General features: G+C 71.4%; 23 protein-coding genes and 1 pseudogene. 13 read left to right on the forward strand and 11 right to left on the reverse strand.

Annotation, left to right across the window (positions count from 1 at the left end; genetic code table 11):
* The 3 genes and pseudogenes from EXE44_RS12880 to EXE44_RS12890 form a co-directional block, all read left to right on the forward strand.
* Positions 1-196 (forward strand): annotated as a pseudogene (locus EXE44_RS12880) (exonuclease RecJ); the annotation flags it as partial.
* 1 nt (position 197) lies between these two features.
* Positions 198-548 carry a KEOPS complex subunit Pcc1 gene (locus EXE44_RS12885; RefSeq protein ID WP_137717484.1) on the forward strand — a complete coding sequence of 117 codons (351 nt, stop codon included), beginning with the start codon at positions 198-200 and terminating at the stop codon, positions 546-548.
* Positions 545-1,192, forward strand: a complete 648-nt coding sequence (locus EXE44_RS12890; RefSeq protein WP_137717485.1) for a 30S ribosomal protein S3ae — start codon at positions 545-547, stop codon at positions 1,190-1,192. Before EXE44_RS12885 ends, EXE44_RS12890 begins: the two co-directional genes overlap by 4 nt.
* Positions 1,193-1,256: 64 nt before the next feature.
* On the opposite strand, the gene EXE44_RS12895 is transcribed toward EXE44_RS12890, so the two are convergent.
* Together EXE44_RS12895 and EXE44_RS12900 are read right to left on the reverse strand one after the other, a co-directional pair.
* Positions 1,257-1,745, reverse strand: coding sequence for a GNAT family N-acetyltransferase (locus EXE44_RS12895; protein ID WP_241991833.1), 489 nt, complete (start codon positions 1,743-1,745; stop codon positions 1,257-1,259).
* Positions 1,742-2,311 carry a GNAT family N-acetyltransferase gene (locus EXE44_RS12900; protein WP_137717486.1) on the reverse strand — a complete coding sequence of 190 codons (570 nt, stop codon included), beginning with the start codon at positions 2,309-2,311 and terminating at the stop codon, positions 1,742-1,744. Before EXE44_RS12900 ends, EXE44_RS12895 begins: the two co-directional genes overlap by 4 nt.
* A gap of 113 nt (positions 2,312-2,424) precedes the next feature.
* On the opposite strand from EXE44_RS12900, the gene EXE44_RS12905 reads away from it, so the two are divergent.
* Both EXE44_RS12905 and EXE44_RS12910 read left to right on the forward strand, forming a co-directional pair.
* Positions 2,425-2,703 (forward strand): DNA-directed RNA polymerase subunit L, encoded by a 279-nt coding sequence (locus EXE44_RS12905; RefSeq protein WP_004596453.1) that lies wholly within the window; start codon positions 2,425-2,427, stop codon positions 2,701-2,703.
* A 126-nt stretch (positions 2,704-2,829) separates the two neighbouring features.
* Positions 2,830-3,858, forward strand: a complete 1,029-nt coding sequence (locus EXE44_RS12910) for a glycosyltransferase family 4 protein (protein WP_137717540.1) — start codon at positions 2,830-2,832, stop codon at positions 3,856-3,858.
* A 42-nt stretch (positions 3,859-3,900) separates the two neighbouring features.
* On the opposite strand, the gene EXE44_RS12915 is transcribed toward EXE44_RS12910, so the two are convergent.
* Positions 3,901-4,218: a hypothetical protein gene (locus EXE44_RS12915; protein WP_137717487.1), complete on the reverse strand. Its 318-nt coding sequence runs from the start codon at positions 4,216-4,218 to the stop codon at positions 3,901-3,903.
* Between the two features lie 174 nt (positions 4,219-4,392).
* Here EXE44_RS12915 and EXE44_RS12920 point away from each other — a divergent pair, with 174 nt between their 5' ends.
* The 4 genes from EXE44_RS12920 (at position 4,393) to EXE44_RS12935 (ending at position 8,760) form a co-directional block, all read left to right on the forward strand.
* Positions 4,393-5,667: a Single-stranded DNA binding protein gene (locus tag EXE44_RS12920; RefSeq protein ID WP_137717488.1), complete on the forward strand. Its 1,275-nt coding sequence runs from the start codon at positions 4,393-4,395 to the stop codon at positions 5,665-5,667.
* Positions 5,664-7,343 carry a hypothetical protein gene (locus tag EXE44_RS12925; RefSeq protein WP_137717489.1) on the forward strand — a complete coding sequence of 560 codons (1,680 nt, stop codon included), beginning with the start codon at positions 5,664-5,666 and terminating at the stop codon, positions 7,341-7,343. The genes EXE44_RS12920 and EXE44_RS12925 overlap by 4 nt, the downstream gene beginning before the upstream one ends.
* Positions 7,343-8,113: a metallophosphoesterase gene (locus EXE44_RS12930; protein ID WP_137717490.1), complete on the forward strand. Its 771-nt coding sequence runs from the start codon at positions 7,343-7,345 to the stop codon at positions 8,111-8,113. The genes EXE44_RS12925 and EXE44_RS12930 overlap by 1 nt, the downstream gene beginning before the upstream one ends.
* Before the next feature lie 68 nt (positions 8,114-8,181).
* Positions 8,182-8,760, forward strand: a complete 579-nt coding sequence (locus EXE44_RS12935) for a putative phosphothreonine lyase domain-containg protein (RefSeq protein ID WP_137717491.1) — start codon at positions 8,182-8,184, stop codon at positions 8,758-8,760.
* 25 nt (positions 8,761-8,785) lie between these two features.
* Here the strand turns inward: EXE44_RS12935 and EXE44_RS12940 are convergent, their stop codons facing one another.
* The 6 genes from EXE44_RS12940 to EXE44_RS12965 form a co-directional block, all read right to left on the reverse strand.
* A complete protein-coding gene (locus EXE44_RS12940) occupies positions 8,786-9,265 on the reverse strand; it encodes a hypothetical protein (protein WP_137717492.1) in 480 nt (159 codons plus the stop codon).
* Positions 9,262-10,422 carry a thiolase family protein gene (locus EXE44_RS12945; protein WP_137717493.1) on the reverse strand — a complete coding sequence of 387 codons (1,161 nt, stop codon included), beginning with the start codon at positions 10,420-10,422 and terminating at the stop codon, positions 9,262-9,264. Before EXE44_RS12945 ends, EXE44_RS12940 begins: the two co-directional genes overlap by 4 nt.
* Positions 10,423-10,522: 100 nt before the next feature.
* Positions 10,523-11,266 (reverse strand): bacteriorhodopsin, encoded by a 744-nt coding sequence (locus EXE44_RS12950; protein WP_137717494.1) that lies wholly within the window; start codon positions 11,264-11,266, stop codon positions 10,523-10,525.
* Positions 11,263-12,810 carry a methyl-accepting chemotaxis protein gene (locus tag EXE44_RS12955; protein WP_241991834.1) on the reverse strand — a complete coding sequence of 516 codons (1,548 nt, stop codon included), beginning with the start codon at positions 12,808-12,810 and terminating at the stop codon, positions 11,263-11,265. Before EXE44_RS12955 ends, EXE44_RS12950 begins: the two co-directional genes overlap by 4 nt.
* Positions 12,811-12,930: 120 nt before the next feature.
* Entirely contained in the window at positions 12,931-15,360 is a 2,430-nt protein-coding gene (gene mutL / locus EXE44_RS12960; RefSeq protein ID WP_137717495.1) for a DNA mismatch repair endonuclease MutL, read from the reverse strand.
* 277 nt (positions 15,361-15,637) lie between these two features.
* On the reverse strand, positions 15,638-16,771 hold the full coding sequence (locus EXE44_RS12965; RefSeq protein WP_137717496.1) for an ABC transporter ATP-binding protein: 1,134 nt from the start codon (positions 16,769-16,771) through the stop codon (positions 15,638-15,640).
* Positions 16,772-17,044: 273 nt separating this feature from the next.
* Here EXE44_RS12965 and EXE44_RS12970 point away from each other — a divergent pair, with 273 nt between their 5' ends.
* The 3 genes from EXE44_RS12970 to EXE44_RS12980 are packed head-to-tail and all read left to right on the forward strand — an operon-like array spanning position 17,045 to position 20,430.
* Positions 17,045-18,340 (forward strand): extracellular solute-binding protein, encoded by a 1,296-nt coding sequence (locus EXE44_RS12970; RefSeq protein WP_241991835.1) that lies wholly within the window; start codon positions 17,045-17,047, stop codon positions 18,338-18,340.
* Positions 18,341-18,355: 15 nt separating this feature from the next.
* Entirely contained in the window at positions 18,356-19,351 is a 996-nt protein-coding gene (locus EXE44_RS12975; RefSeq protein WP_121561810.1) for a carbohydrate ABC transporter permease, read from the forward strand.
* Positions 19,348-20,430 carry a sugar ABC transporter permease gene (locus tag EXE44_RS12980; RefSeq protein WP_137717497.1) on the forward strand — a complete coding sequence of 361 codons (1,083 nt, stop codon included), beginning with the start codon at positions 19,348-19,350 and terminating at the stop codon, positions 20,428-20,430. The genes EXE44_RS12975 and EXE44_RS12980 overlap by 4 nt, the downstream gene beginning before the upstream one ends.
* 62 nt (positions 20,431-20,492) lie before the next feature.
* Here EXE44_RS12980 and EXE44_RS12985 read toward each other — a convergent pair whose 3' ends face one another.
* Entirely contained in the window at positions 20,493-21,524 is a 1,032-nt protein-coding gene (locus EXE44_RS12985) for a glutathione S-transferase family protein (protein WP_137717498.1), read from the reverse strand.
* A 547-nt stretch (positions 21,525-22,071) separates the two neighbouring features.
* Here EXE44_RS12985 and EXE44_RS12990 point away from each other — a divergent pair.
* Positions 22,072-23,340 (forward strand): FAD-binding oxidoreductase, encoded by a 1,269-nt coding sequence (locus EXE44_RS12990; protein ID WP_137717499.1) that lies wholly within the window; start codon positions 22,072-22,074, stop codon positions 23,338-23,340.
* 30 nt (positions 23,341-23,370) lie between these two features.
* Here the strand turns inward: EXE44_RS12990 and EXE44_RS12995 are convergent, their stop codons facing one another.
* Positions 23,371-23,787, reverse strand: a complete 417-nt coding sequence (locus EXE44_RS12995; protein WP_137717500.1) for an Hsp20/alpha crystallin family protein — start codon at positions 23,785-23,787, stop codon at positions 23,371-23,373.
* Positions 23,788-23,790 lie beyond the last annotated feature (3 nt).

Here is a 23,790-nt window from a genome sequence, read left to right on the forward strand (position 1 = left end):
CGGTGGCCGCGCAGCGGGCGACGCGACCGGCGAGCCGACCGACCTCGGCGACGCCTGCCGGGCCGCCGCCGGCGAGGTCGGCGGCGACGGCTGGGGCACCCCCGAACGCGGCGGCGTCTCGGTCGCGACGGACGCGAACGACCCCGGCGACGCCGACGTCACGGCGGCACTGGCCGCGCTTCGGGAGGCGATCTGAGATGGCGTGCGACGCCTCGCCGGACGCCGACGCGGCACGGACCGCGACGGTCCGGACCGAGCACGCCGACGCCGCGACGGTCGCGGCCGCGCTCGCCCCGGACGAGACCGACTCGATGCGCACGCGCGTCGACGGCGACGTCGTCGCCTGCGCGGTCGAGCGGCCGACAACCGGCGGGCTCCAGTCGACGCTGGACGACCACCTCGTGAACCTGCGCGTCGCCGACCGCGTGATCGAACGCGCACGCGACCACGCGACCGCCGCTACGGACGCCGACGCCGCGAACGCCGACTCCCTCGACTCCGCAGACGAACCGCAGACGACCGACACCGACACACAACCCGACACATGAGCGAACGATCCGTATCCAAGAGCAGAGAACAGAAGCGCTGGTACACCGTGCTGGCGCCCGAACAGTTCGACCGGCAGGAGCTCGGCGAGACCCTCGCCGAGGAGCCCCAGCAGGTCGTCGGCCGCACGATCACGACGACGCTCGACCAGCTGACGGGCGACTCCAACGCGAACAACACGAAGCTGACGTTCAAGATCACCGACGTGGGCAGCGACTCGGCGTACACCGAGTTCATCAAGTACGAGCTGACGCGCGACTACCTGCGCTCGCTCGTCCGCCGCGGCGCCTCGAAGGTCGAGGCGTCGATCACGGTGCTGACGACGGACGACTACCGCATCCGCGTCCAGCCCGTCGCGCTGACGACGAAGAAGGCGGACCGCTCCCAGGAGAAGGCGATCCGCCGCGTGATGATCGACAAGGTCCACGCCGCCGCCGAGGAGCGCACCTTCGAGGCGTTCGTCGACGCCATCGTCGACGGGAACCTCTCGTCGGCCATCTACGGCGACGCCAAGGAGATCTACCCGCTCCGCCGCGTCGAGGTCCAGAAGCTGACCCTCGAAGCGCGCCCGAGCGAGGTCGCCGCCGAGGAGGAGGCGTCCGTCGACGTCGACGCCGACGAAGTCGCGGTCGACGCCGACGAGTAACCCCTCGGCCGACCGACGCGACCCGTTTTGCGTTTATCGACCGTCCAGCGGCGGCGCCGGGGGCTCACTTCTCGTCGACGCGGTCGACCATGCGGTGCCGCGCCACGTCGAACCCCCGCTTCTCGTAGAACGCCCTGGCGCGCTCGTTGCCCGCGTCCACGTCGAGCGTCACGCGCTCGCAGCCGCGGGCCGCGGCCGCCGCGTCGACCCGGTCGCAGAGGTCGCCGGCGACGCCCTCGCCGCGGTACGGCTCGCGGACGTACAGCTCGCCGACGTGGAGCCGGTCGCCGGCGGCGAACACGGGCGCCGACGACTCGACGCTCGCGGCGGCGTAGCCGACGAGGCCGCCGCCGTCGACGGCGACCCACGTCAGCGCCTCGTCGTCGGCGAGGCGGTCCTCGCGGTGCGCCACGCCCGCGGCGACGAGGTCCACGTCGTCGGCGAGGCGGTTCCGGTCCGCGACCGGCTCCATCTCCCGGGCGAACGGCAGCCACAGCTCCTCGACAAGCGGCCGCACGTCCGCCTCGCGGAGCCGCCTGACGGTCGGGGTCACCCGGGGTCGACCGCCATCGTCATCTGCTTGCGGTAGTCCTCGAACCCGATCCGCTCGTAGAACGCCACGGCCCGCTCGTTGTCGACGTCGACGTCGAGCCGGAGCTGTTCGCAGCCGTGGTCGCGGGCGTCGGCGACCGCGCGCTCGACGAACCGCTCGGCGAGGCCGGTGCCGCGGAACGGCTCCGCGACGTATATCTCGCCGATCACCAGTCGGTCCGGGCGGTCGAACGGGTCGGGACACTCGTCGACGCTCGTCATCAGCAGCCCCACGAGGTCGAGGGCGGGGTCGGTCACGTCGGCGGTCGCGGGGTCGACTCCGGCGTCGTCCGTGCCGTCGCCGGCGGTCGCGGCGACCCAGCCGCGGCTCCCCGCCTCCTCCAGTCGGTCCCGGGCGAACGCCACGTGTCGCTCGACGAAGCGCTCCTCGGGCCAGTCGGCGAGGTCGTGGGCCGCCACGGCGTCGGCGAGGTCCCGGTTGTACGGGAGCCACAGGTCGGCCGCGTACCGGCGGAGGGCCGCCTCGTCGAGCGGTAACCGTCGGATCGCGGGTCGATCGGCGGACATACCCGCCGTCTCGGCGGGCGATGGAAGTGCTTTCCGGGTGCGTGCGACCCGTCCGCATCCGGCGATATCCGGGAGACGAAAGCTTGAAACGCCGCTCGCCCGACCTCTCGGACATGGAACTGCGGGTCATCGAGAAGACCGACACGGAACTCCACATCGAGATCGCGGGCGAGGACCACACGTTCATGAACGTGCTGAAGGGCGCCCTGCTGGAGTCGGACGACGTCGCGGCCGCGACCTACGACATGAACCCCGAGCAGTCCGGGGGGCAGACCGAGCCCGTCCTCACGGTCAAGGCCGAGGAGGGCGACCCGCTCGACGTGCTCGCGGACGCCGCCGGCTCGATCACCGAGCGCACCGACGCGCTGCGCGACGCGGTCCGCGCGGCCTGAGCGCGATCCGACAGCGTCCCCCGCCGACTCCTCTCCTCGCCCGCCGTCTCTCCGTTCTCCCACGCCACGAGGGGCATACCTAAGTGGTGACTCCAGAAACGAGGGTGTATGCCGCCGAGCGTACTCATGCTGGGGTGGGGGTTCCCGCCGAACATCACCGGCGGGCTCGACGTCCACGTAGGGGAACTGTTCACCGGGCTCCGCGACGAACTCGGGGTCGAGGTCACCCTGGTGTTGCCCGCGGAGTTCGCCCCCGACGACGAGCCGGGCCTCGAACCCGTCGAGACCGGCGAGGGCGACGTCGCGGCGCGCGTCGGCGAGCTCTCCGACCGCTTCGCCGAGCTCGCGCCCGACCACGACGTGATCCACACGCACGACTGGTTCGGGTACGGCCCCGGCCGCGCCGCCGCCCGCGCGTCCGACGCCACCTGGGTCTCCTCGTTCCACTCGCTGGCGAGCGACCGCAACATCGACCCGCCGAGCCGCGAGGTCGAGACCGAGCGCCGCCTCGCGAACGCCGCCGACACGAACATCGCGGTCAGCGAGATCGTCCGCTCGGACATCCGGGAGCTGTACGACGCGGACTCGCGGGTCGTGTACAACGGCTTCTCGACGCCGACGTTCTCCGGCAAGGACGTGCGCGAGGACCTCGGCATCGACGGCGAGATGCTGTTCTTCGTCGGCCGCCACACCGACCAGAAGGGGATCTCCCACCTCCTGTACGCCGTCAAGAAGCTGCGCCGCCGCGACGTGACGCTCGTCGTCGGCGGCTCCGGCCACCAGACCGACCAGCTCAAGCGGTTCGCGGAGCTGCTCGGCATCGACGACCGCGTCGAGTTCGTCGGCTACGTCCCCGAGGCGGAGCTCGGCGACTACTACGCCGCCTCGGACGCGTTCGTCTCGCCGTCGTACGCGGAGCCGTTCGGGATCACGATCACGGAGGCGTTAGAGGCCGGGACGCAGGTCGTCGCCACCCCGTCCGGCGTCGCGGAGGTGCTCCCCGACGGCTGCCTCGTCGAGGTCGCGACGGACTCGGAGTCGATCGTCGACGGGCTCATCGAGGCGCTCGACCGCGAGGAGCCGCCGGAGTACGAGCGCCGCGAGTGGCTGGACGTGGCCGAGGACACGCTCGCCGTGTACGAAGACGTCGCCTGAACCCCCGGTCTAGTCCCCGCCCGTCCGCCGCCCGCGGCGGGCTCAGTCCTCGTCGCCCCGATACACGTCGAACTCCGTCGCCGGCTGCGGGTGCGTGACCCGGAAGCCGTCCGCGGTCTCCATCACGCCGCGCGTGCTGCCGGTCGTCCCGCCGTACGGGCTCTCCTCGCCGCCGGCGCCGGCGCCCTGATACGGCGAGGTGTACGGCGATCCGCCGACCGGGTCGTCGAACCCCTCGGGCGGGAGGTAGATCCGCTCGCCGTCCGCGGACCGCACGACGACGGCGACGTCCCTCGTGCCCGTCACGTCGATGACCGTGCGGTCGTCGGTGATCCGCGCGTCGACGTCGATCTCGTCCATGCCCCACGTTGCGGACGGGGGCGGTTTAGCCCTACCGGCCGTCGCGGGCGCTGTAATCCCATCGGCCGTCGCGGACGCCGCGATCTCATCGGCAGTCGCGGACGCCGCGCTCCCGTCCGCCGCCGGCTCGAACGGTGTGAATCCTTTTGTGCGGCCGCGCCGAACCTCGCTTCGATGGACGTCAACAGCCATGCCGAGGAGCTCGCCTCCGACCTCGGCGTCGACAAAGAGGAGGTCAAAGCCGACCTACAGAACCTACTGGAGTACAGCGTCCCCATCGACGAGGCGAAACAGAGCGTCCGCCGGAAGCACGGCGGGGGCGGCGGCGGGTCGTCGCCGACGCCCGACGCCGTCGACGTGGGCGAGATAACCACCGAGAACGACGGCGTGACGGTCACCGTCCGCGTGCTGACGCAGGGGACGCGCACCATCCGATACCAGGGCGACGACCTCACGATCCGCGAGGGGGAGGTCGCCGACGAGACCGGCGTCATCTCCTACACCGCGTGGCAGGACTTCGGCTTCGAGCCGGGCGACTCGCTGACGATCGGCAACGCCGGCGTCCGCGAGTGGGAGGGGGAGCCGGAGCTCAACCTTAACGACTCGACGACGGTCGCCATCGCCGACGAGCCCGTCGAGGTCGACCGCGAGGTCGGCGGCGACCGGAGCCTCGTCGACATCGCGGCCGGCGACCGCGGCCGCAACGTCGAGGTCCGCGTGCTGGAGGTCGACGAGAAGACCATCTCCGGCCGCGACGGCGAGACGGAGATCCTGGAGGGGGTCGTCGGCGACGAGACGGCGAAGCTCCCCTTCACCGACTGGCAGCCCCGCTCCGAGATAACGGTCGGCGCGGACCTCCGTATCGAGGACGTGTACGTCCGGGAGTTCCGCGGCGTCCCCTCGATCAACCTCACGGAGTTCTCGACGGTGACGCCGCTCCCCGACCCCGTCGAGGTCGCCGAGGACGCACCCCGGCTGTCGGTCGCCGACGCGGTCGGCTCCGGCGGCATGTTCGACGTCGAGGTCGTCGGGAACGTGCTGGAGGTCCGGGACGGCTCCGGGCTCATCGAGCGCTGCCCCGAGTGCGGTCGCGTCGTCCAGAACGGTCAGTGCCGGAGCCACGGCGACGTGGACGGCGAGGACGACCTGCGCGTGAAGGCCATCCTCGACGACGGCACCGACACCGTCACCGTCGTCCTCGACGACGAGCTCACCGCCGAGGTGTACGGCGGCGGGCTCGACGACGCCCTCGAAGCCGCGAAGGACGCGATGGACAAGCAGGTCGTCGCCGACGACATCGCCGACTCGCTCGTCGGACGCGCCTACCGCGTCCGCGGGAACCTCTCGGTCGACGACTACGGCGCCACCCTCGACGCGGTCGAGTTCGCGCTCGCCGACGACGACCCGGCCGAGCACGCCCGCGCCGCGCTCGCGGAGGTGGGCGAATGAGCGACGACGGGCCGGGCACGCGGGAGGTCGCCTACCGGGTGTTCGCCGCGGAGTTCGACGACGCCTCGCTGTCGTACTCCGAGAGCAACGAGGAGCGCGCCCCGAACTACGTCGTCACCCCGACCGGCGCGCGCGTGAACCGCCTGTTCACCGCCGGCGTGCTCACCGAAGTCGAGCGCGTCAACGACGAGACGCGGCGCGGCCGCGTCGTCGACCCCTCCGGCGCGTTCGTCACCTACGCGGGCCAGTACCAGCCCGAGGCGCAGACGTTCCTCGAACGCGCCGACCCGCCGGCGTTCGTCGCGCTCACCGGGAAGGCCCGCACCTTCGAGCCGGAGGACTCCGACCGCGTGTTCACCTCCGTCCGCCCGGAGAGCCTCAACGAGGTCGACGCCGACACCCGCGACCGCTGGGTCGTCTCCGCCGCGGAGGCGACGCTCGACCGCCTCGCGGTGTTCGCGCGGGCGCTCGACTCCGACCTGCGGGGCGACGACCTCCGCGCGGCGCTGGAGGCGGGCGGCGCCCCCGCCCCGCTGGCCGCCGGGATCCCGAAAGCCATCGACCACTACGGCACCACCGCGGCCTACGCCGAGGCGGTCCGCCGGCTCGCGGTCGACGCCCTGGAGATGATCGCGGGCGACCGCGACGAGGTCCGCGCCCTCGACCTCGCCCCCGACGAGGGCGGCGAGGCCGCGCTCGGTCCGCTCCCGGAGACCGACGTGACGGTCGCCGAGCCGGCGGCGACGACCGATACCGACCGAACCCCGAGCGAGGCGAGCGCCCCCGAGGCGGAACCGTCTCCCGGCGCGAGCGACGCCGACCCGAGCGCGGAGTCGGACCCGGACGCTGAGCCGGAATCGACCGCCGACTCCGGGGCGACCGCTGACTCCGGGACAACCGCCGATTCCGGGGCAACCGTCGACGACGACTCGTCGTCCACCGAGACCGACTCCTCTCTTGGCGACTCGACCGAGGCGTCGACCGACGCCGCCGGGCCGCCGACGGACGACGCGGCAGGGCCGGCGTCCGCTTCGACCGCCGATCCCGAATCGATCGATGACGCGAACGACGCGGACGCGGCGGCGGCCGACGCGGGGTCCGACGACGGCGGGCTCGGCGACTTCGACGCCGGCGGCGACGTGGCGTTCGACGACGGGAGCGAGGCGGACGCGACCGCGGACCTCGACCCGGACGCCGACGCCGACGACATGTACCAGCTCGACGACGAGGAGCGCGAGGAGATCGAGTCCGAGTTCGGCACCGACTTCGCGACCGGCACCGAGGTCGACGAGCCCGGCGAGGCCGACATCGACGTGCCGGACCCCGAGGACCTCGCCGAGGAACCGGTCGACGACCCCGCGGCGGCCGCGGACGAGGCGACCGGCGCCGCGACCGAGGAGAGCGAGCCGGCCGACCCGGCGACCGAGGCCGCCGAACCGACCGAGGACGACAAGGCCGACGCGACCGAGGCCGACGAGGATGTCGACCTCGAAGCCGCCGCGGTCGCGGCGATGGGCGACCTCGACGACGGCGACGGCGCGCCCCGCGAGGCGGTCGTCGAGCGCGTCGCCGACAACCACGGCGTCGACCCCGGCGCGGTCGAGGACGCCATCCAGGACGCGCTGATGAGCGGGCAGTGTTACGAGCCCGGCGACGGGCTGCTCAAGCCGATCTGATGGCGCGGGTGGAGCCGGTCGTCGGCGAGCCGGCCGCCGTGGCCGACCTCGGCGGCGAGCGCGCGCTGCTCGTCGCCGACGTTCACGCCGGCATCGAGGTCGGCCTGCGCTACGAGCGCGGCGTCGAACTGGACTCCCGCGCCGACGCGCGCCGCGAGCGGCTCTGCGGGCTGATCGCCGAGACCGACGCCGACCGGCTCGTGGTCCTCGGCGACCTCGCGCACCGCATCGGCGCGCCCGACGGCGACGAGCGCGAGGAACTGGAGACGCTGGTCCGCGCAGTCACCGACCGCGTCCCGATGACGCTCGTCGAGGGGAACCACGACGCGGGCGTCGCGGCGGCGTTCGCGGACGACCTCGACGTGATCGATCCCGAGGGCGGGCTGCTCGGCGACTCCCCGGGAGCCGTCGGCGTCTGCCACGGCCACACGTGGCCGGCCCCCGACCTCCTCGACGCCGACGTGGTGTGTACCGGCCACGAGCACCCGCAGGTGCGGCTGGAGGACGCCGTCGGCGGCTCGCGCGTCGAGCGCGCGTGGCTCCGCGGGGAGTTCGACCCCGCGGCGTTCACCGAGTCGGGCGACGAGGGTGACCGCGCGGCCGACTCGCCGGAACTCGTCGTCTTCCCCGCGTTCAACGAACGCTCGGGCGGGACCTGGGTCAACGTCGAGGGGCAGTCGTTCCTCGCGCCGTACCTCCCCGCCGCGTTGCCCGCCGCCGACGCGTACCTGCTCGACGGGACGCGGCTCGGCGACTACCGACGGGTCTGAGCGCCGCGAGCCCTCGTCCGCGTCGCGACGGACGGGATCGTTTTCACCCGCGGCGCCGAACCGACGCCATGGTCACCGACCGGTCGCCGACCGCGATCGACGAGGCCGGGTGGCACTGGCTCCGGGTCAAGCACGTGACCGGGTTCCCGCGACAGGCCCGCGACGCCTACTTCCCGACTCACGATGTGATCCGACCAGCCGCGACGACCGAGGCCGACCTGCCGGGGGTCGACCGGGCGCGGGCGGACGCGCTCCCGACCGACCCCGAGACGGTCCGCGACGCCGACCGCCTCGCGCTGGAGACGACGTACCTGAGCGGGAAGTGGCTCGTCGAGCGCCCCGCGGCGGCGGTCGACGACTTCTGGGAGGGCGTGGTCGAGGACGTCGCGGCCGGCCGGTTCTGGGACGCGAAGGTCACGACCCGCGCCGGCCGCGAGGCCTTCGGCGAGACCGCTCACGCGGTGCTGGTGTTCACTCCGAACTACTTCGACCGCGCGGACGTCGACCGGGTGCGGCGCCGGCTCCGGGACGCTCACGGCGTGACCGAGGAGATACGGTACCGCCCGGACGTCTACACGCTCGACAGGGTCCACGCGGAGCGGCTCGGGCCGCTCACCGACAGCGACGCGTCGCGGTTCCGTGCCTGAGTTCGTGCCGCCCGAGAGGGGACCGCTACTCGACCGGGCGGAACCGGAACCCGTCCCAGTCCTGGCTCTCCGGCTCGCGGATGCCGGCTCCCGGCTCGCGCAGTTCGCCGGCGTGGACGGGCTCGACGCGGTCGCCGATGGCGACGTCGAACTGCTCGCCATCCTCGGCCCCCCCGTCGTCGCCGGCTCCCGCGTCGCCCCGCTCAGCTACCTGTCCGAGCGCGCGGACCGGCGGCCCGTCGTAGTCGTCGCCCATCTCGAACTCGACGATGGCGAGGGTGTTGGGCTCGCGGACGCCCGGCGGCGTCGCGGTCGAGGTCGTCCACGTGACGACCCGGCCCTCGTACTCGCGGAGGTCGACCGTCCCGACGCGCTCGGCGCCGTCCGGGCTCACGGTGTGGGGCGGGTAGGTGACCGCCCCGTCCGCGTACTCCGCCGCCTCGAAGGTCGGTTCCTCGCCGGGCGATGCCCCGTCTTCGCCGTCGGTCGTCTCGTTGTCGCTCATTGGCTTCCCTCCAGGATGGTGGTGGTCACGCAGTTCCCGAACCCGCCGACGTTACAGGCGAGGCCCGTGTCGGCCTCGACCTGTCGCGGACCGGCGTCGCCCGTGACCTGCTTGAATATCTCGTACACCTGCGCGACGCCGCTCGCCCCGAGGGGGTGGCCCTTCGACTTGAGTCCGCCCGAGGTGTTGATCGGCAGGTCGCCGTCGCGGTCGGTGACGCCCTCCTCGACCGCCTTCCACCCCTCGCCCTTCTCGAAGAAGCCGAGGTCCTCGCTCTGGAGGAACTCCAGGATGGTGAACATGTCGTGGAGCTCCGCCACGTCCACGTCGTCCGGACCGATGCCGGCCATCTCGTAGGCGACCTCGGAGGAGTCGACGACCCCGCCCATCGTCGTCGGGTCCGCGCGCTCGTGGACGACGTGGGTGTCGGTCGCGCCGCCGATCCCGCTGATCACGGCGTAGCTGCCGTCCGGCGCGTACTCCTCGGCGACGGACTCGGGGCAGAACACGAGCGCCGCCGAGCCGTCCGTGATCGGACAGAAGTCGTACAGCCGGAGGGGGTCGGCGACGACCGGCGAGTCGAGGACGGTGTCGAGGTCGACCTCCTTCTGAAACTGCGCGTGCGGGTTGTCGACGCCGTTCCTGTGGTTCTTCACCGCGACCTTCCCGAGGCTCTCGCGGGGCGCGTCGTACTCGTCGAGGTAGAGCCGCGCGGTGAGCCCCGCGAACGAGGGGAGCGTCACGCCGTGCTTGTACTCGACCGGGTGCGTGAGCGACGCGATCACGTCGGTCGCCTCCGCGGTCGTCCGGTGGGTCATCTTCTCGCCGCCGACGAGCATCGTGAGGTCGCTCGCGCCGGACGCGACCGACTGCCACGCGGCGTACACGCCCGCGCCGCCCGACGAGGAGGTCTGGTCGACCCGCGCGGTGTAGGCCGGCTGCGCGGCGAGGTCGTGGGCGAGGGCGTTCGGGACGCCGGTCTGCCCCTCGAACTCGCCGCTGGCCATGTTCGAGACGTACAGGTGATCGAGGTCGTCGCCGTCGACGCCGGCGTCGTCGAGCGCGGCCGCGCCCGCCTCCGCCAGCAGCTCCCGCACCCAGGCGTCGCGCTGCCCGAACCGGGTCATCGACGCGCCGACGATCGCTACGCGTTCCATACCGCTGGGTCCGTCGCAGTCGCCTAAAACGTACCTCTCTGCGGTCGCCGTCGTCGGGGGTGCCTCGACCGGTCGGGGGGCGCGAGGCCCCCGCGAGGCCTCAGTCGGCCCCGGTCGGCGTCTCGTCGCCGAGCGACGGGGCCGCGCCGTCGCGGTCCGCGGCCGCGGCGGACACCACGTCGGTGAACGCCTGCCGCCGCGCGTAGAAGAAGTAGACGTACGGCACCTTCGCCAGCACGTCGAGGAAGGCGTACGTCAGCGCGGCGCCCACCGCGCCGGTGAAGCCGATCCCCGACGGGCCCATCAGCCAGACGAACGGGTACGCGAGCCACAGCAGCCCGACGTGGTTCTTCAGCAGGCTGAACAGCCCCCGCTGCATCGGGTCGTCGGGGACCGACCGCGGGAATATCACGTACAGGTACGCGAACAGCGTGACGTGGAACAGCGCCGAGACGCCGAACAGCACCCACCTGAGCGTCCCGCCGGCGACGACCGCGCCGGCCCCGAACGCGATCATCAGCGCGTCGGCGACCATCACGCCCGCGATGGCGCGGCGCGACGCGCCGGCGACGTAGCCGATGAACCCGACGAGCAGCGGCGTGGTGACGATCCAGTCGACGTAGCGGAGCCCGACCAGCTCGTTCCCGTTCACCGTCACGGTCCCGACTCCGAGCGCCATCCCGACGTACGCGAGCCCGGCGAACCCGGGGATCACCGCCAGCGCCGCCAGTCGGCCGCGGTGCTCCGACTCGTTGAGGTTCGCGTACAGCGCCGCCGTGATCCCGAGGCCGACGAGGAAGCCGACGGCCGCGATCCAGTACGCGGCGGTGACGGCGCCCGTCATCGCGCACCCCCGTCGGTCGTCGCCCGCGAGCGGCCGGCGCTGCCCTCGGCGGCCGGGCCACCGGTCCCGGCGTCGCTCCCCTCGACGGTGAAGGCCGCGACGCGGTCTTGGAGCGTCGTCACGGCGTCGGTCTGGAACTCGCGCAGCGAGTCGGACACGTCCTCGACGACCGACTGTCCCTCCTGTATCTCCGCCGCCGTCTCCTCGGCCGTCTCGGCGGTCTCAGTGCTGAGCTCCGTGATCTCGTCGACGGACTCCGCCGTGTCCTGTACCGTGTTCGCCTGGTCGGCGGTCGTCCGGCGGATCTCCGCGAGCGACCCGCTGATCTCGTCGACGGAGTCGGCGATCGACTCGATGTCGGAGAGCGTCGACTCGACGGTGTCGGTCCCGTTCTGGACGCGCTCCTGCGTCGAGCGGATCGACACCGTCACCTCCTCGGTCTGGTCGGCGATTTCGTCTATCATCTCGTCGATCTCGTTCGCGCGCGACTGCGTCTCCTCGGCGAGCCCCTTCACCTCCTCGGCGACCACGCTGAACCCGTCGCCCGATCCGTCCGCGCGGGCCGCCTCGATCGAGGCGTTCAGCGCGAGCATGTCGGTCTGCTCGGCGATCTCGCCGATGATGTCGACGATCTCGGTGATCTCGTCCATCCCCTCCTGGAGCCGCTCGACTCGGTCGACGGCGCGTTCGGCCTCCGACTCGACCTCGGCCATCTCGTCGAGCGCGCTCTGGGAGGAGCTTCGCGCGTCGTCGCTCGTCGCCGCGACCGCCTCGCTCCGGTCCGACAGGTCGTCGACGGTCGCCGCGATCTCCTCGGCCGAGGCGCTGATGTTCTCGACGTCGGCGGCGATGGACTCCAGCTCCGCGCGCTGGTCGCTCGCCTGTCCCCGGATCGTCGTCGCGCTCCCGGTCGCGCTGGCGACGCGCTGTTCGACCTCGTTGCTCATCTCCGCCATCTCGCCGGCGTCGGCCTCGATGCGGTCGGCCATCTCCCGGACCGTCTCCACGGTCGCCTGGAGGTCGTCCATCATCCGGTTGAACGACTCCCCGACGGTCGCGAGGCTCTCGTCGCTCGCGTCGACGTCGACCCGGCGCGTGAGGTCGCCGGTCGCCGCCTCCTCCATCACCTCGGCGTAGCGGTCGGCCGTCCGGCGGTACCGTTCGGCCATCTCCGTCGCCTCCGCCCGCGCGTCTTCGAGCTCGTCCTGCGTCCGCTCCATCTCCGCGAGCCGGTCCTTCAGCGAGACCCGCATCTCCTCGATGGAGCCCGCCAGCTCGCCGAACTCGTCAGTTCGTGTCGACCGTACCTCGCGGTCGATGTCGCCGTTCGCGACGCGCCGCGTCTGCGCGCCGATCTCCGTGACGCTGGCGATCGTCTCGGCCGCGTTGATCGAGCCCAAGGTCAACAGGCCGGCGACGGCCGCGACGACCGTCGCGTTCGCGTCGTTCGTGACCACGCCGACGGCGACGATGAACGCCCCCGTCGCGACGTACCCGACCCCCAGTTTCACCCCGTAGCTGTCTTTTACCGCTGCGATCGGCATACGATCTATCACGAAAACCAACGTGTTAAACGGCGGCCCGCTGGTATCAACCGTGATATTCGGATCGGGGGCGAGTCGGGCTCCGCGTCCCCGCCTCGTCAGGGTCGCTCCCGGCGGACGCTACTCCGCGCGTCGCCCGCCGTGGCCCGGGTAGTCGCGCTCGAATCGCGACCCGATCTCCTCGCGGTCGAGCCGGATCACGACCGGGCGCCCGTGCGGGCAGGCGTACGGGTTCTCGCAGGCGTCGAGCCGGTCGAGGAGGTCGACGACCCGTCCCTCGGTGAGCGAGGTGTTCCCCGTGACTGAGGGGTAACAGGCGAGGTCGGCGAGCAGCTCGTCGACCGCGTCGGCGACCGGCTCGTCGCCCGCGGCGGCGTCGTCGACCAGCGCGGACAGCGCGTCACGCAGGAGGTCGGGGTCGAGCGCGGCGTCGAAGACGGCGGGGACCGCGGTCACCGCGACCTCGCGGTCGCCCGCGCGCTCGGCCCGGAACCCGATCCCCGCGAGGTCGTCGACGAACTCCTCGAACAGCGCCGCCTCGCGCGCCGTCAGCTCGATGCGGACCGGCTCCGCGAGCGCCTGCGCGTCCGCGCCGTCCGCGAACACCGACTTCAGCCGCTCGTAGTTCACCCGCTCGTCGGCCGCGTGCTGGTCGATCAGCACCAGCCCGTCGGGCGCCTCGGCGACGACGTACGTCTCGTGGAGCTGTCCCAGCACCCGCAGCGAGGGCAGCGAGTCGAACTCGCGCTCGCGCTCGGTCCCCTCGCCGCCGAGGGTCCGCTGCCGCGTCGCGGAGCGCGCCCGCGGAGACGGCGACGACTTGTCCGCGAGGGACCGGTTCTCCTCCTCGCCGCCCGCCGCCGCGGCGCGGTCGGGTCCGTCGCCGACAGACGGAGCGCCGGACTGCGACCCGCCGTCCGGCGAATCGAGGTCCCGGTCGCCCGCGTCGGTCAGCGTCTCCGCGGCGTCGCCGGTCGCCCCCGCGACCTCGTCGGTCTCCGTCGTCGACTCGGCGTCGCGGTCCGCGGGGTCCGACTGCCAGCTTCGCGGGGACGGGCGCGCGTCGCCGCCCGCGTCGGTGCGCCCGGAATCCGTCTGTTCCCCGGCCGGTCCGTCCGTCGACGCGCCCTCGCCACTCAGCCCGTCGACCGACCACGCCGCGTCGTCCGCGGGGTCCAGCTCGGTCGGCGCCGACGGGTCGTCGTCGCCCTCGGCCGCGTCGGCGTCGGCCCGGTCGGTGTCATCGTCGGATCGGGTGGCGTCCTCGTCAGCCCAGGCGCTACCCTCGTCGGATCGGGGGATCTCGCCGTAGCGAGCGCTGTCTGAGCCGTCTCCGGCGTCCGTCGGGTCGCCCGACGCCGCGGACTCGGTCGCCGGCTCGCGCCCCTCGCGCGCGGCGCGTTCGTGGTCGGTGTCCGCGCCCCCGACGGCCTCGAAGTCGGGCGTCTCCGGGACGACCGCGGTCTCGTCGGGCGCCGACTGCCCGCGGGGCGCCGTCGAGCGGATCAGCCCGTGGTCGAGGAGGGCGTCCTCGACGGCCGTCTCGACCGCCGAGCGGACCGCCGGCTCCTCGTCGAAGCGGACCTCCAGCTTGCGCGGGTGGACGTTCACGTCCACGTCGCCGGCCGGGACCTCGACGAAGAGGACGGCGAACGGGTAGCGGTCGGGGGCCAGCTGGCCGCCGTAGGCGTCGAGGGTCGCCTCGCGGAGCGCGCTCGCGGTGACGTACCGCCCGTTGACGTACGTCGAGAGGTAGTCGCGCGTCGAGCGCGCCGTCTCGGGGTGCGAGACGAGCCCCGTCACGCGCTTGACCGGGGCGCCGTCGGCGTCGGCCGTCCCGTCCGCCTCACTCCCCTCGGGCGTCCAGTCCACGTCGATCATCGACTCGGCGACCTCGCGGCCGTAGACGGCGAGGACGGCCGACCGGAGGTCGCCGTTCCCCTCGGTCGCGAACGTCTCGCGGCCGTCGTGTTCTAACGAGACCGCCACGTCCGGGTTCGCGAGCGCGTAGCTCGTCACGACCGTGTTCACGTGGTCGAACTCCGTCGCCGTCCGCTTGAGGAACTTCTCGCGGGCGGGCGTGTTGAAGAAGAGGTCGTCGACCTCGACGGTCGTGCCCGCGGGACAGCCCGCCGGGCGGACCTCGCCGACCTCGCCGCCCTCGACGGTGATCTCCGCGCCGGCCTCGGCGTCCGGGGGGCGCGAGCGGACGGTGAGCCGGGAGACGGCGCCGACGGTGTACAGGGCCTCGCCGCGGAAGCCGAGGGTGCCGACGCCGCGGTCGAGGTCCTCGATGTCGCCGATCTTCGAGGTGGCGTGCTCCGCGACGGCGGCGTCCAACTGGTCTTCGGGGATGCCGACGCCGTCGTCGCGCACGCGGATCCCATCGGTGCCGCCCGACTCGACCGACACCGCCACGCGGCTCGCGCCCGCGTCGAGGCTGTTCTCGACCAGCTCTTTCACGACGCTCGCGGGGCGCTCGACGACCTCGCCGGCCGCGATCCGCTGGACGGTCCGCTCGTCCAACCGCTCGATGTCTGGCGGCTCCATGCTTACGGACCGTCCGACGAGCGCGCACTTCAAGCCGTTGTCGGCGGCGACGCGAGACGGACGGCTCGCCGCGACGCGGCTCGATCTGTATACAAATCCGCGGTGGCGCGCGCCTCCGAGCGCATCGAGTCGTCGCGGCCGAGGATTTGGCGGTGTTCACTGCCGAAACGGCGGGTCCCCACCGAGCAGCGGAACTCACGATGTCCGTCTCGGATTCAGCGAGAAAGTACGAACGATCGGTTCACACGCCGCCGCCCGCTCCGAAACTCGACCCTCCCTAAGCGACCGCGGCCGCGATCTCCTCCTCGGTCAGGAACACGTCCTCGCCGGTCTCGGGGTCGAACAGGTGGAGGTCCGCCTCGTCGAAGGTGACGCCGACCTCGTCGCCGGCCTCGGGCTGGACGTCCGCGGGCGACCGCGCGAGGAAGTCCTCGCTCACGTCGAGGTGGACGTAGTTGTCGGAGCCGATGGGCTCGACGACCTCGACGGTCGCCGTGAGGGTCTCCTCGCCCGTCGGCTGCTCGACGACCTCGATGTTCTCGGGGCGGACGCCGAGGGTGTACGGGCCGCTCTCGAGGTCGTGGCCCGCGACGTAGTCGCGGCTGAGCGGGAACGCGAGCCCGGACGCCTCGTCCCGGATCGTCGCCGTCGTCCCGTCGGTCTCCACGTCGACGTCGAGGAAGTTCATCGACGGCGAGCCGATGAAGCCGGCGACGAACTCGTTGACCGGGTTCTGGTACACTTCCGTGGGGGCGCCGACCTGCTGGAGCTCCCCGTCGTTCAGGATGGCGAGGCGGTCGCCCATCGTCATCGCCTCCTCCTGGTCGTGGGTGACGTACATCGCCGTGACGCCGAACTCCTTCTGGAGCTTCTGGATCTCGGCGCGCATCTCCGTGCGGAGCTTCGCGTCGAGGTTCGAGAGCGGCTCGTCGAAGAGGAACACCTCGGGCTCGCGCGCGATGGCGCGGCCGAGCGCGACGCGCTGCTTCTGCCCGCCCGAGAGCTCGTCGGGCTTGTCGTCGAGCAGGTCCTCGATGCCCATCATCTCGGCCATCTCGCGGACGCGCTCGTGGCGCTCCTCCTTCGTCATGTCCGTGCTCATCTTGAGCCCGAACGCCATGTTCTCGCGGACCGTCTTGTGGGGGTACAGCGCGTAGTTCTGGAACACCATCGCGACCGGGCGCTCCTTCGCGTGGATGTCGGTGACGTCCTCGTCGTCGAAGCTGACGGTGCCGGAGGTCGGCTCTTCGAGCCCCGCGACCATCCGGAGCGTGGTCGTCTTCCCGCACCCCGACGGCCCGACCACGGTCACGAACTCCCCGTCGTCGATCTCCAGGTCCAGGTCGTCGACGGCGACGATGGTTCCTCGGTCGAACTCCTTCCGGAGCGTGTCGAGCGTGACGCGTGCCATTTCCCTGAAGACCGGTCCGCTGGCATATGAGTTCTTTGCTGTTTTCCTGATATATGGTGAATAATCTCTTCTCAAATATTCGCACTCTGCCCGTCCGACTCGGTCACCCTGGCAGAACCGGCCGAAACCGGCCCTCCCGAGCGGAAACCGCTCTTTCGAATCGGTCGAGTCGATCGTCGAACGACTCGGTCGACGCGGATCGATCCCGATCGATCGGAACGTACCCCAAACACTAAATGTATGAAAATATAATTCATCATTTGTTCTGGCCACATGAACGAGAAACGTAGAACGCTGCTCAAGGCGATGGGGGGAACGACTGCGCTCGCGGGGCTCGCGGGCTGTATCAGCACTGGCGGCGACGGCGGCGACGGCGGTGACGGCTCCGACGGGTCGGACGGCTCCGACGGGTCGGACGGAAGCGACGGTTCCGACGGCGGGAACACCGGGTCCGCGCGGCTGTGGACGGACCTCTCCGACGCCGAGGACGAGGCCATCACCGAGTACATCAACCAGTACGAGTCGGAGACGGGCAACACCATCAACAAGGAGGCGCCCGGCGGCGAGCTCGACCAGCAGCTCGAAACCGCGATCCCGGCCGGCGACGGCCCCGACTCGTGGATCTGGGCGCACGACTGGGTCGGTCGGTTCGCGGTCCGCGAGGACCCGCCGTTCCTCTACGACGCGAGCGACGACGTCGACGTCTCGCTCGACAGCTACACGCAGGCGGCGCGCGAGGCCGCGCAGTTCAACGACGGGCTCTACGGGCTCCCGTTCGCCTCCGAGACCGTCACGCTGTTCTACAACGAGGACATGGTCGACGAGCCGCCGGAGACCCTAGAGGAGATGGTCTCGATCATGGAGGAGCACCACGATCCCGAGAACGGCCAGTACGGCCTCTCGTACCCCGTGACGGACCCGTACTTCGCCAGCGGGTTCCTCCAGGCGTACGGCGGGAACATCTTCGACGAGCAGAACCTCGAGGTCGGCGTCGACAGCGACGCGTGTAAGCGCGGGATCGACGCCCTCGAGACGGTGTCGCAGTACGTCCCGGCCGACCCCGGCTACGAGTCGCAGATCGTCGCGTTCGCGGACGGCCTCGCGCCGTTCGCGATCAACGGCCCGTGGGAGCTCGGGAACCTCCAGGACTCGATCGAGAACCTCGGCGTCGCGACGCTGCCGACCATCGACGGGAACCACCCGCGCACCTACTCGGGCATCCAGCTGTTCTACTTCTCGTCGATGCTGGCCGACGCCGACCAGTCCACGGTCGACGCGGCGACCGGCCTCGCCGAGTGGTACACCACCAACGAGGAGATCATCCAGACCAACGCCGCCGAGCAGGGGTACATCCCCGTCCTGGCCGACGTGGTGGGCAACGGCGACCTCTCCTCGGAGGTCCAGGCGTTCGCCCAGCAGGTCGACCACGGCGTCCCGATCCCGACGCACCCGGACATGGACAGCGTCTGGACGCCCGTGACGGAGGCGCTGGAGCGCGTCTTCAACGACGAGCAGGACAGCGACGCCGCGCTCGACCAGGCAGCCTCCGAGATCCGGGAGGCGCTGTAGGCACCGCCCGGAGCGATGGCCTCTTCGCAACCCGGAACCGGCGTGAGCGGACTGGCGCGCCTGCGGTCGGCGCTGCCGTTCTCCAGTCGCGACTGGGGGCTGCTCCTCGTCGCGCCCGGCGTGCTGCTCTTCTCGAGTTTCATGCTGTACCCGATCTTCTACCTCTTCTACATCTCCCTCACCGACGCGACGTTCGCCGGGTCGGTGATCGGCGGCGGCGCCGAGCTGATCGGGCTGGCGAACTATGTCCAGCTGATCGGCGACTCGCAGTTCTGGACGTCGATGACGACGACGTGGCTGTTCGTCGCCGTCTCGCTCGTGATCAAGGTGATCCTCGCCGTGGGGATCGCTCTCCTCTTGAACCACGTGCGGGTCGCGGGCAAGCGCTACATGCGCGCCGCGGTGATCGTCCCGCTGGGGTTCCCCGGCATCTTCACGATCACCGTCTGGCGCGGGATGTTCAGCGACGCGCGCTTCGGCGTGTTCAACACCATCCTGGGCCGGTACAACGACGTGATGTCGTCGCTGTCGGCCCCGCAGGCCCTGCTCTTCGACGTGCCCATCGGGTTCCTCAGCGGCCGCTGGGAGGCGTTCTTCGCGTACGTCACCACCGAGGTGTGGCTGGCGTACCCGTTCATGGTGATCATCATCGTGAGCGCCCTCCAGGACGTGCCGAAGTCGCTCCACGAGGCCGCGATGGTCGACGGCGCGGGGGCGCTCCAGCGGTTCCGGACCGTGACGCTGCCCGCGATCAAGGGGCCGGTGCTGTTCGCGTCGATCCTCACGGCCGCGACGTCGTTCCAGCAGTTCCTGATCCCGTGGGTGTTCAACCAGGGCGGGCCGTCGAGACAGAACGAGCTGATCATCGTGTACGGCTACCGCGAGGCGATCACGTTCAACCAGTTCGGCCTGTCGGCCGCGATCCTGATCGTCGGGATCGGGTTCGTCGGGCTGTTCATGTACGTCGCCGTGCGCTACGGCGGCCTCGCCGAGGGGGTGGGTGACGAATGAACCCCCTCGAGTCCGCGGCCGCGCTGGTCGCCGGCGCGGTCGGGCTGGTCCGCTCGAAGCTGATCGGCCTCGCGACCGCGCCGAAGCGGTTCGTCGTGGTGATCCAGCGGGCGATATACGATGTCCGCACTGGGAAACGCAGCGCCTGGGACGTGGCCAAGAGCGTGCTGATGACGCTGTTCGGCCTCGCGATGGTGCTCGTGCTGCTGTTCCCGCTGTTCTGGATCACGACCGCGTCGCTCGCGGAGGGGTCGCGGCTGTTCAACACGAGCGGCATCTTCCCGGACCCGTCGACGTACAACCTCGGCGCGTACCGGTGGGTGATCTTCGAGTCTGACTTCTTCTTCGTCGACGGCGACTGGGGGTACCCCCAGCTGGTCCTCGGCGGCGCGGACGGGCTCGTGAGCTTCCGGTGGGCCGGCACGGAGACCGGTCCCGGGGCCGTGTTCAACAGCCTCTACATCGTCAGCGTGACGCTCGCGGCCGGCTTCGGGATGATCGTCCCGGCGGCGTACGCGTTCTCCCGTCGCAAGTTCGTCGGCCGCAAGCGCATCCTCTACGGCTACGTCCTCTTCACCCAGATCGGCGCCGGCCTGTCGATCGCGACGCTCGTGGCGCTGTACTCGCTGTTCAGCACCTACGGGCTCACGAACAACCTGTTCGTCCTCGGGCTCTTCTACGCCGCGTCGGCGATCCCGTTCAACACGTGGCTGCTGAAGACGTACATGGACAACATCCCCGTCTCCTACGAGGAGGCGGCGATGGTCGACGGCGCGAGCTTCCTCGACACGATCCGGGAGGTGATCCTCCCGCTGACGAAGCCGGGGCTCGCCGTCGTCCTGATCTTCGTCTGGCTGGCCGGCTGGAACGAGTTCATCATCGCGCAGACGCTGCTGCGCCCCGAGAACTACCCGCTCTCGGTGGAGCTGTACAACATCGCGACCGAGGGCCGGTTCTCGACGCCGTGGACGCGGTTCGCGGCGTTCGCGAACCTGTTCGCGCTCCCGGTGGCGATCGTCTACTTCGCGGCCCAGCGCTCCGTCGAGGACGGCCTCTCGTTCGGCGGGATGGAAGGGTAGCGGACCCGACCGCCCCGTCTCGATTTTTCTACTCCTTCGATTCTTTCGACGACGCGGCCGCCTCAGTCGTCCGCGGCCGGCGTCGGCGCCTCGCCGCCGAGCCGCTCGCGGTCGTGCTCGGCCTCGAAGTCGAGGTCGGGCCCGCGCGCGATGATGCCCGAGGGGGTCACGTCGGGGTGCGTGGTGTAGTAGTGCTCCTTGATGTGGGCCATGTTCACCGTCTCGGCGACGCCCGGCGTCTGGTAGAGGTCGCGCAGGTACGGCCAGAGGTTGTCGTACTGGTGGACGAACTTCCGGTTACACATGAAGTGCGTGTGGTACACCTGATCGAAGCGGATCAGGGTGGTGAACATGCAGATGTCCGCCTCCGTCAGGGAGTCGCCGACGAGGTACCGCTGATTGGCGAGGTGATCGTCGTAGCGGTCGAGCGCGTCGAAGAGGTCGTCGATGGCCTCGTCGTACGCCTCCTGCGAGGTGGCGAACCCGGCGCGGTAGACGCCGTTGTTGATCGGCTCGTAGATGTCCGTGATCACCTCGTCGACGTCCGCGACGGTCGCGTCGTCGTCCGCGTCGGGGAGCAGCGAGGCGCCGTTGCCGAGATCGGCGAACGCGGTCGAGAGCATCCGCAGGACCTCGCGCGACTCGTTGTTGACGATGGTCTCCTCCTCTTTGTCCCACAGCACGGGGACGGTCACCCGGCAGGTGGCGTCGGGGTCGGCCTCGACGTACAGCTCCCGAAGGTAGTCGCTGTCGCGGAGGTGGTCCCGCGTACAGCCGTCCTTCTCCGGGCTGAACTGCCAGCCGTCCTCGCCGCGCCACGGGTCGACGACCGAGACGCTGATCGCGTCTTCGAGGCCCAAGAGGGACCGGGCGAGCAGGGTCCGGTGCGCCCACGGGCAGGCGTACGAGACGTACAGGTGGTACCGGCCGGCCTCCGGCTGGAAGCGCTCGTCCGGCTCCGCGTCGACGTGCTCCGGCACGTCGCTGCCGGCGATCCAGTTCCGGAAGGTGGTCTCGCCGCGCTGGAACGCGCCCTCCTCGTCGGTCGCCTCGTAGGTGTCCGTGCGCCACTCGCCGTTCACGAGCTGATTCATGTTCGGAACGTGGGGTTCGACGCCTATAACGTGGGCGGGGACACGCGTGTCACCGGTCGAACGCAGAGTAAGACGCCGCATTCTGCGTACCCTACAGATAATCGATCGACGGAGAGCAAACGAGAGGCTCCGCCAAAACCCCAATTACTCGCTGATACATCGATGATGGTAGGTCGGCGGTGAACACCGCCAAAGCCCCAGTCGCTCGGCACTACGTCGTTGCCACTACGGGGAACTCCGCCAAAGCCCCAGTCGCGAGGCCGCAGTACGCTCGTTGCGCTCCTCGCTCGCTCCGCTCGCTGCGGTGCTTACGTCGCCTACTGCGGCCTCGCGACTGCCCCTTTGAGTCCCGCCCGCACCACGACCGCCCCTCGCGCCTCCCCAGCCTCGTCAGTCGCCCTCGCTCCGCTTCGGGCGACTACTCCCTCGCGCGTGCTGACTCGCGACCGCCTCCGGCGGCCGCTCGCAGGCACGCGCCACCGCAGTAGTGTATACGCAACTGTCGTCGTCCCGGTGGCTTTTCGTCGTCGCTCGCGTGTCCAGATTCATGACCGAAGCAGACGAGCCCGGCCCGTCGGTCGCGGTCGTCGGCGGCGGCGCGGTCGGCGTCACCGCCGCGCACGACCTCGCGGCGCGCGGCGCCGACGTGACGCTCTACGAGCGCGGGGACTTGGCGGCCGAGAGCTCCGGGCGCGCGGCCGGGCTCCTCTACGACGCCTACGCCGAGGACGTCGACGCCGCGGTCGGCGCCCGCGCGCTGGAGCGGTTCCGCGCGTTCGACCGCTCGCTGCCCGGCTTCTCCTTCGCCGCGTGCCCGTACGTCATCGCGGTCCGCGAGGGCGACCCGGACGCCGACGCCGTCCCGGCGATGGTCGACCGCATGCGCGAGCACGGCCGCGAGGTGTCGGTCGTCGCGCCCGACGCGCTCCGCGACCGCTTCCCGTCGCTCCGGACCGACGACCTCGCCGTCGCCGCGGTCGCGGAGGGCGCGGGGTGGACGGATCCCCCGAGCTACGTCCGCGCGCTCGGCGAGCGCGCCGCTCGCGAGGGCGTCGCGGTCGAGACGGAAACGGCGGTGGAAATCGGCCCGCGGACCGACGCGGGGCGCGAGATACGGGTCCGCGGCGACGCTGACGGCGGGGCACCGGCGGCCGAGCGGCGCGCGTTCGACGCGGTCGTCGTCGCGGCCGGGGCGCACACGCGCTCGCTGCTCGCGGACGCGGGCGTCTCGGTCCCGGTCGTCCCCTACCGCGTTCAGGCGCTCGTGGCCCGGGACGCCTACGACGGCCCGATGGTCTACGACGCCACCGCGGACGCGTACCTCCGCCCGCATCCGGACGGCCTGCTCGCGGGCGACGGCACCGAACCGGTCCCGGCCGATCCGGACGACTACCGCCGGGAGGCGGACGACTGGTTCCGCGAGGACGTCGGGGCCGTCCTCGACGAGCGGCTCGCCCGCGGCGACGCCCCCGGTCGCTCGGCGGGCACCGGCCGCGACCTCGCCGACGCGCGGGCGTGGGCCGGGCTCTGTACCGCGACGCCCGACGGCGACCCGGTGATGGGGCCGGTCGACGCGGGCGCCGAGGCGGGCCCGACGCTCTTCGTCGCCGCCGGGTGGCAAGGACACGGGTTCATGCGCGCGCCGGCGACGGGCGAGACGGTCGCCGAGGGCGTGCTCGCGTCGCTCGCGGGCGTCGCGGTCGACGCGTCGGACTCGCCGTGGATCGGCGCGTTCGACCCCGCGCGGTTCGACGGCGACGAGTCCTTCGAGATCACGGAGGGGATGTCGCTGTCGAACCGGACGGACGGGGAGTAGCCCGCCGGTGCGGGACGGGAAAAGGGAGATTCAGTCGCTCTCTTCGACGACGTCGACGTCGCTCGACCCGCCGCGTTTGGGTATCTCGACGTGGAGCGTCCCGTTGCGCGTGAGCGTCGCGTTCGCGCCCTCGGGCGTCACCTCGGCGTCGCGCGGGAGGTCGACGCGCCCGGACAGCGAGACGCCGCGGCCGGGGAAGACGAGGTCGTATCCGTCGTAGAAGTCGCGGAAGCGTTCGAGGTTCACCTCGACGGTGCGGTCGAGGAAGGTGACGTCGACGTCCTCGCCGCGGACGCCGGGGGCGTCGAAGACGACGAGGTACGCGTCGTCGCTCTCGAGGAGGTCGGTGGAGAGCGGGCGCCGCTCCTGGACGCGCCCCCACCCGCGACCGACGCGTTCGAGGGCGCTCCGGAGCGCCGAGCGACCGGTCTCAACGAGTCGGCCCACGGC

The sequence above is a fragment of the Halorubrum sp. SS7 genome, assembly GCF_005435055.1.
GTDB classification, from domain to species: domain Archaea; phylum Halobacteriota; class Halobacteria; order Halobacteriales; family Haloferacaceae; genus Halorubrum; species Halorubrum salinarum.

Bases quoted from the DNA above. Each gene is read 5' to 3' on its own strand.
- EXE44_RS12885 (WP_137717484.1), top strand. From the start codon at position 198: ATGGCGTGCGACGCCTCGCCGGACGCCGACGCGGCACGGACCGCGACG.
- EXE44_RS12890 (WP_137717485.1), top strand. From the start codon at position 545: ATGAGCGAACGATCCGTATCCAAGAGCAGAGAACAGAAGCGCTGGTAC.
- EXE44_RS12900 (WP_137717486.1), bottom strand. From the start codon at position 2,311: ATGTCCGCCGATCGACCCGCGATCCGACGGTTACCGCTCGACGAGGCG.
- EXE44_RS12905 (WP_004596453.1), top strand. From the start codon at position 2,425: ATGGAACTGCGGGTCATCGAGAAGACCGACACGGAACTCCACATCGAG.
- EXE44_RS12910 (WP_137717540.1), top strand. From the start codon at position 2,830: ATGCTGGGGTGGGGGTTCCCGCCGAACATCACCGGCGGGCTCGACGTC.
- EXE44_RS12915 (WP_137717487.1), bottom strand. From the start codon at position 4,218: ATGGACGAGATCGACGTCGACGCGCGGATCACCGACGACCGCACGGTC.
- EXE44_RS12920 (WP_137717488.1), top strand. From the start codon at position 4,393: ATGGACGTCAACAGCCATGCCGAGGAGCTCGCCTCCGACCTCGGCGTC.
- EXE44_RS12925 (WP_137717489.1), top strand. From the start codon at position 5,664: ATGAGCGACGACGGGCCGGGCACGCGGGAGGTCGCCTACCGGGTGTTC.
- EXE44_RS12930 (WP_137717490.1), top strand. From the start codon at position 7,343: ATGGCGCGGGTGGAGCCGGTCGTCGGCGAGCCGGCCGCCGTGGCCGAC.
- EXE44_RS12935 (WP_137717491.1), top strand. From the start codon at position 8,182: ATGGTCACCGACCGGTCGCCGACCGCGATCGACGAGGCCGGGTGGCAC.
- EXE44_RS12940 (WP_137717492.1), bottom strand. From the start codon at position 9,265: ATGAGCGACAACGAGACGACCGACGGCGAAGACGGGGCATCGCCCGGC.
- EXE44_RS12945 (WP_137717493.1), bottom strand. From the start codon at position 10,422: ATGGAACGCGTAGCGATCGTCGGCGCGTCGATGACCCGGTTCGGGCAG.
- EXE44_RS12950 (WP_137717494.1), bottom strand. From the start codon at position 11,266: ATGACGGGCGCCGTCACCGCCGCGTACTGGATCGCGGCCGTCGGCTTC.
- EXE44_RS12955 (WP_241991834.1), bottom strand. From the start codon at position 12,810: ATGCCGATCGCAGCGGTAAAAGACAGCTACGGGGTGAAACTGGGGGTC.
- mutL (WP_137717495.1), bottom strand. From the start codon at position 15,360: ATGGAGCCGCCAGACATCGAGCGGTTGGACGAGCGGACCGTCCAGCGG.
- EXE44_RS12965 (WP_137717496.1), bottom strand. From the start codon at position 16,771: ATGGCACGCGTCACGCTCGACACGCTCCGGAAGGAGTTCGACCGAGGA.
- EXE44_RS12970 (WP_241991835.1), top strand. From the start codon at position 17,045: ATGAACGAGAAACGTAGAACGCTGCTCAAGGCGATGGGGGGAACGACT.
- EXE44_RS12975 (WP_121561810.1), top strand. From the start codon at position 18,356: ATGGCCTCTTCGCAACCCGGAACCGGCGTGAGCGGACTGGCGCGCCTG.
- EXE44_RS12980 (WP_137717497.1), top strand. From the start codon at position 19,348: ATGAACCCCCTCGAGTCCGCGGCCGCGCTGGTCGCCGGCGCGGTCGGG.
- EXE44_RS12985 (WP_137717498.1), bottom strand. From the start codon at position 21,524: ATGAATCAGCTCGTGAACGGCGAGTGGCGCACGGACACCTACGAGGCG.
- EXE44_RS12990 (WP_137717499.1), top strand. From the start codon at position 22,072: ATGACCGAAGCAGACGAGCCCGGCCCGTCGGTCGCGGTCGTCGGCGGC.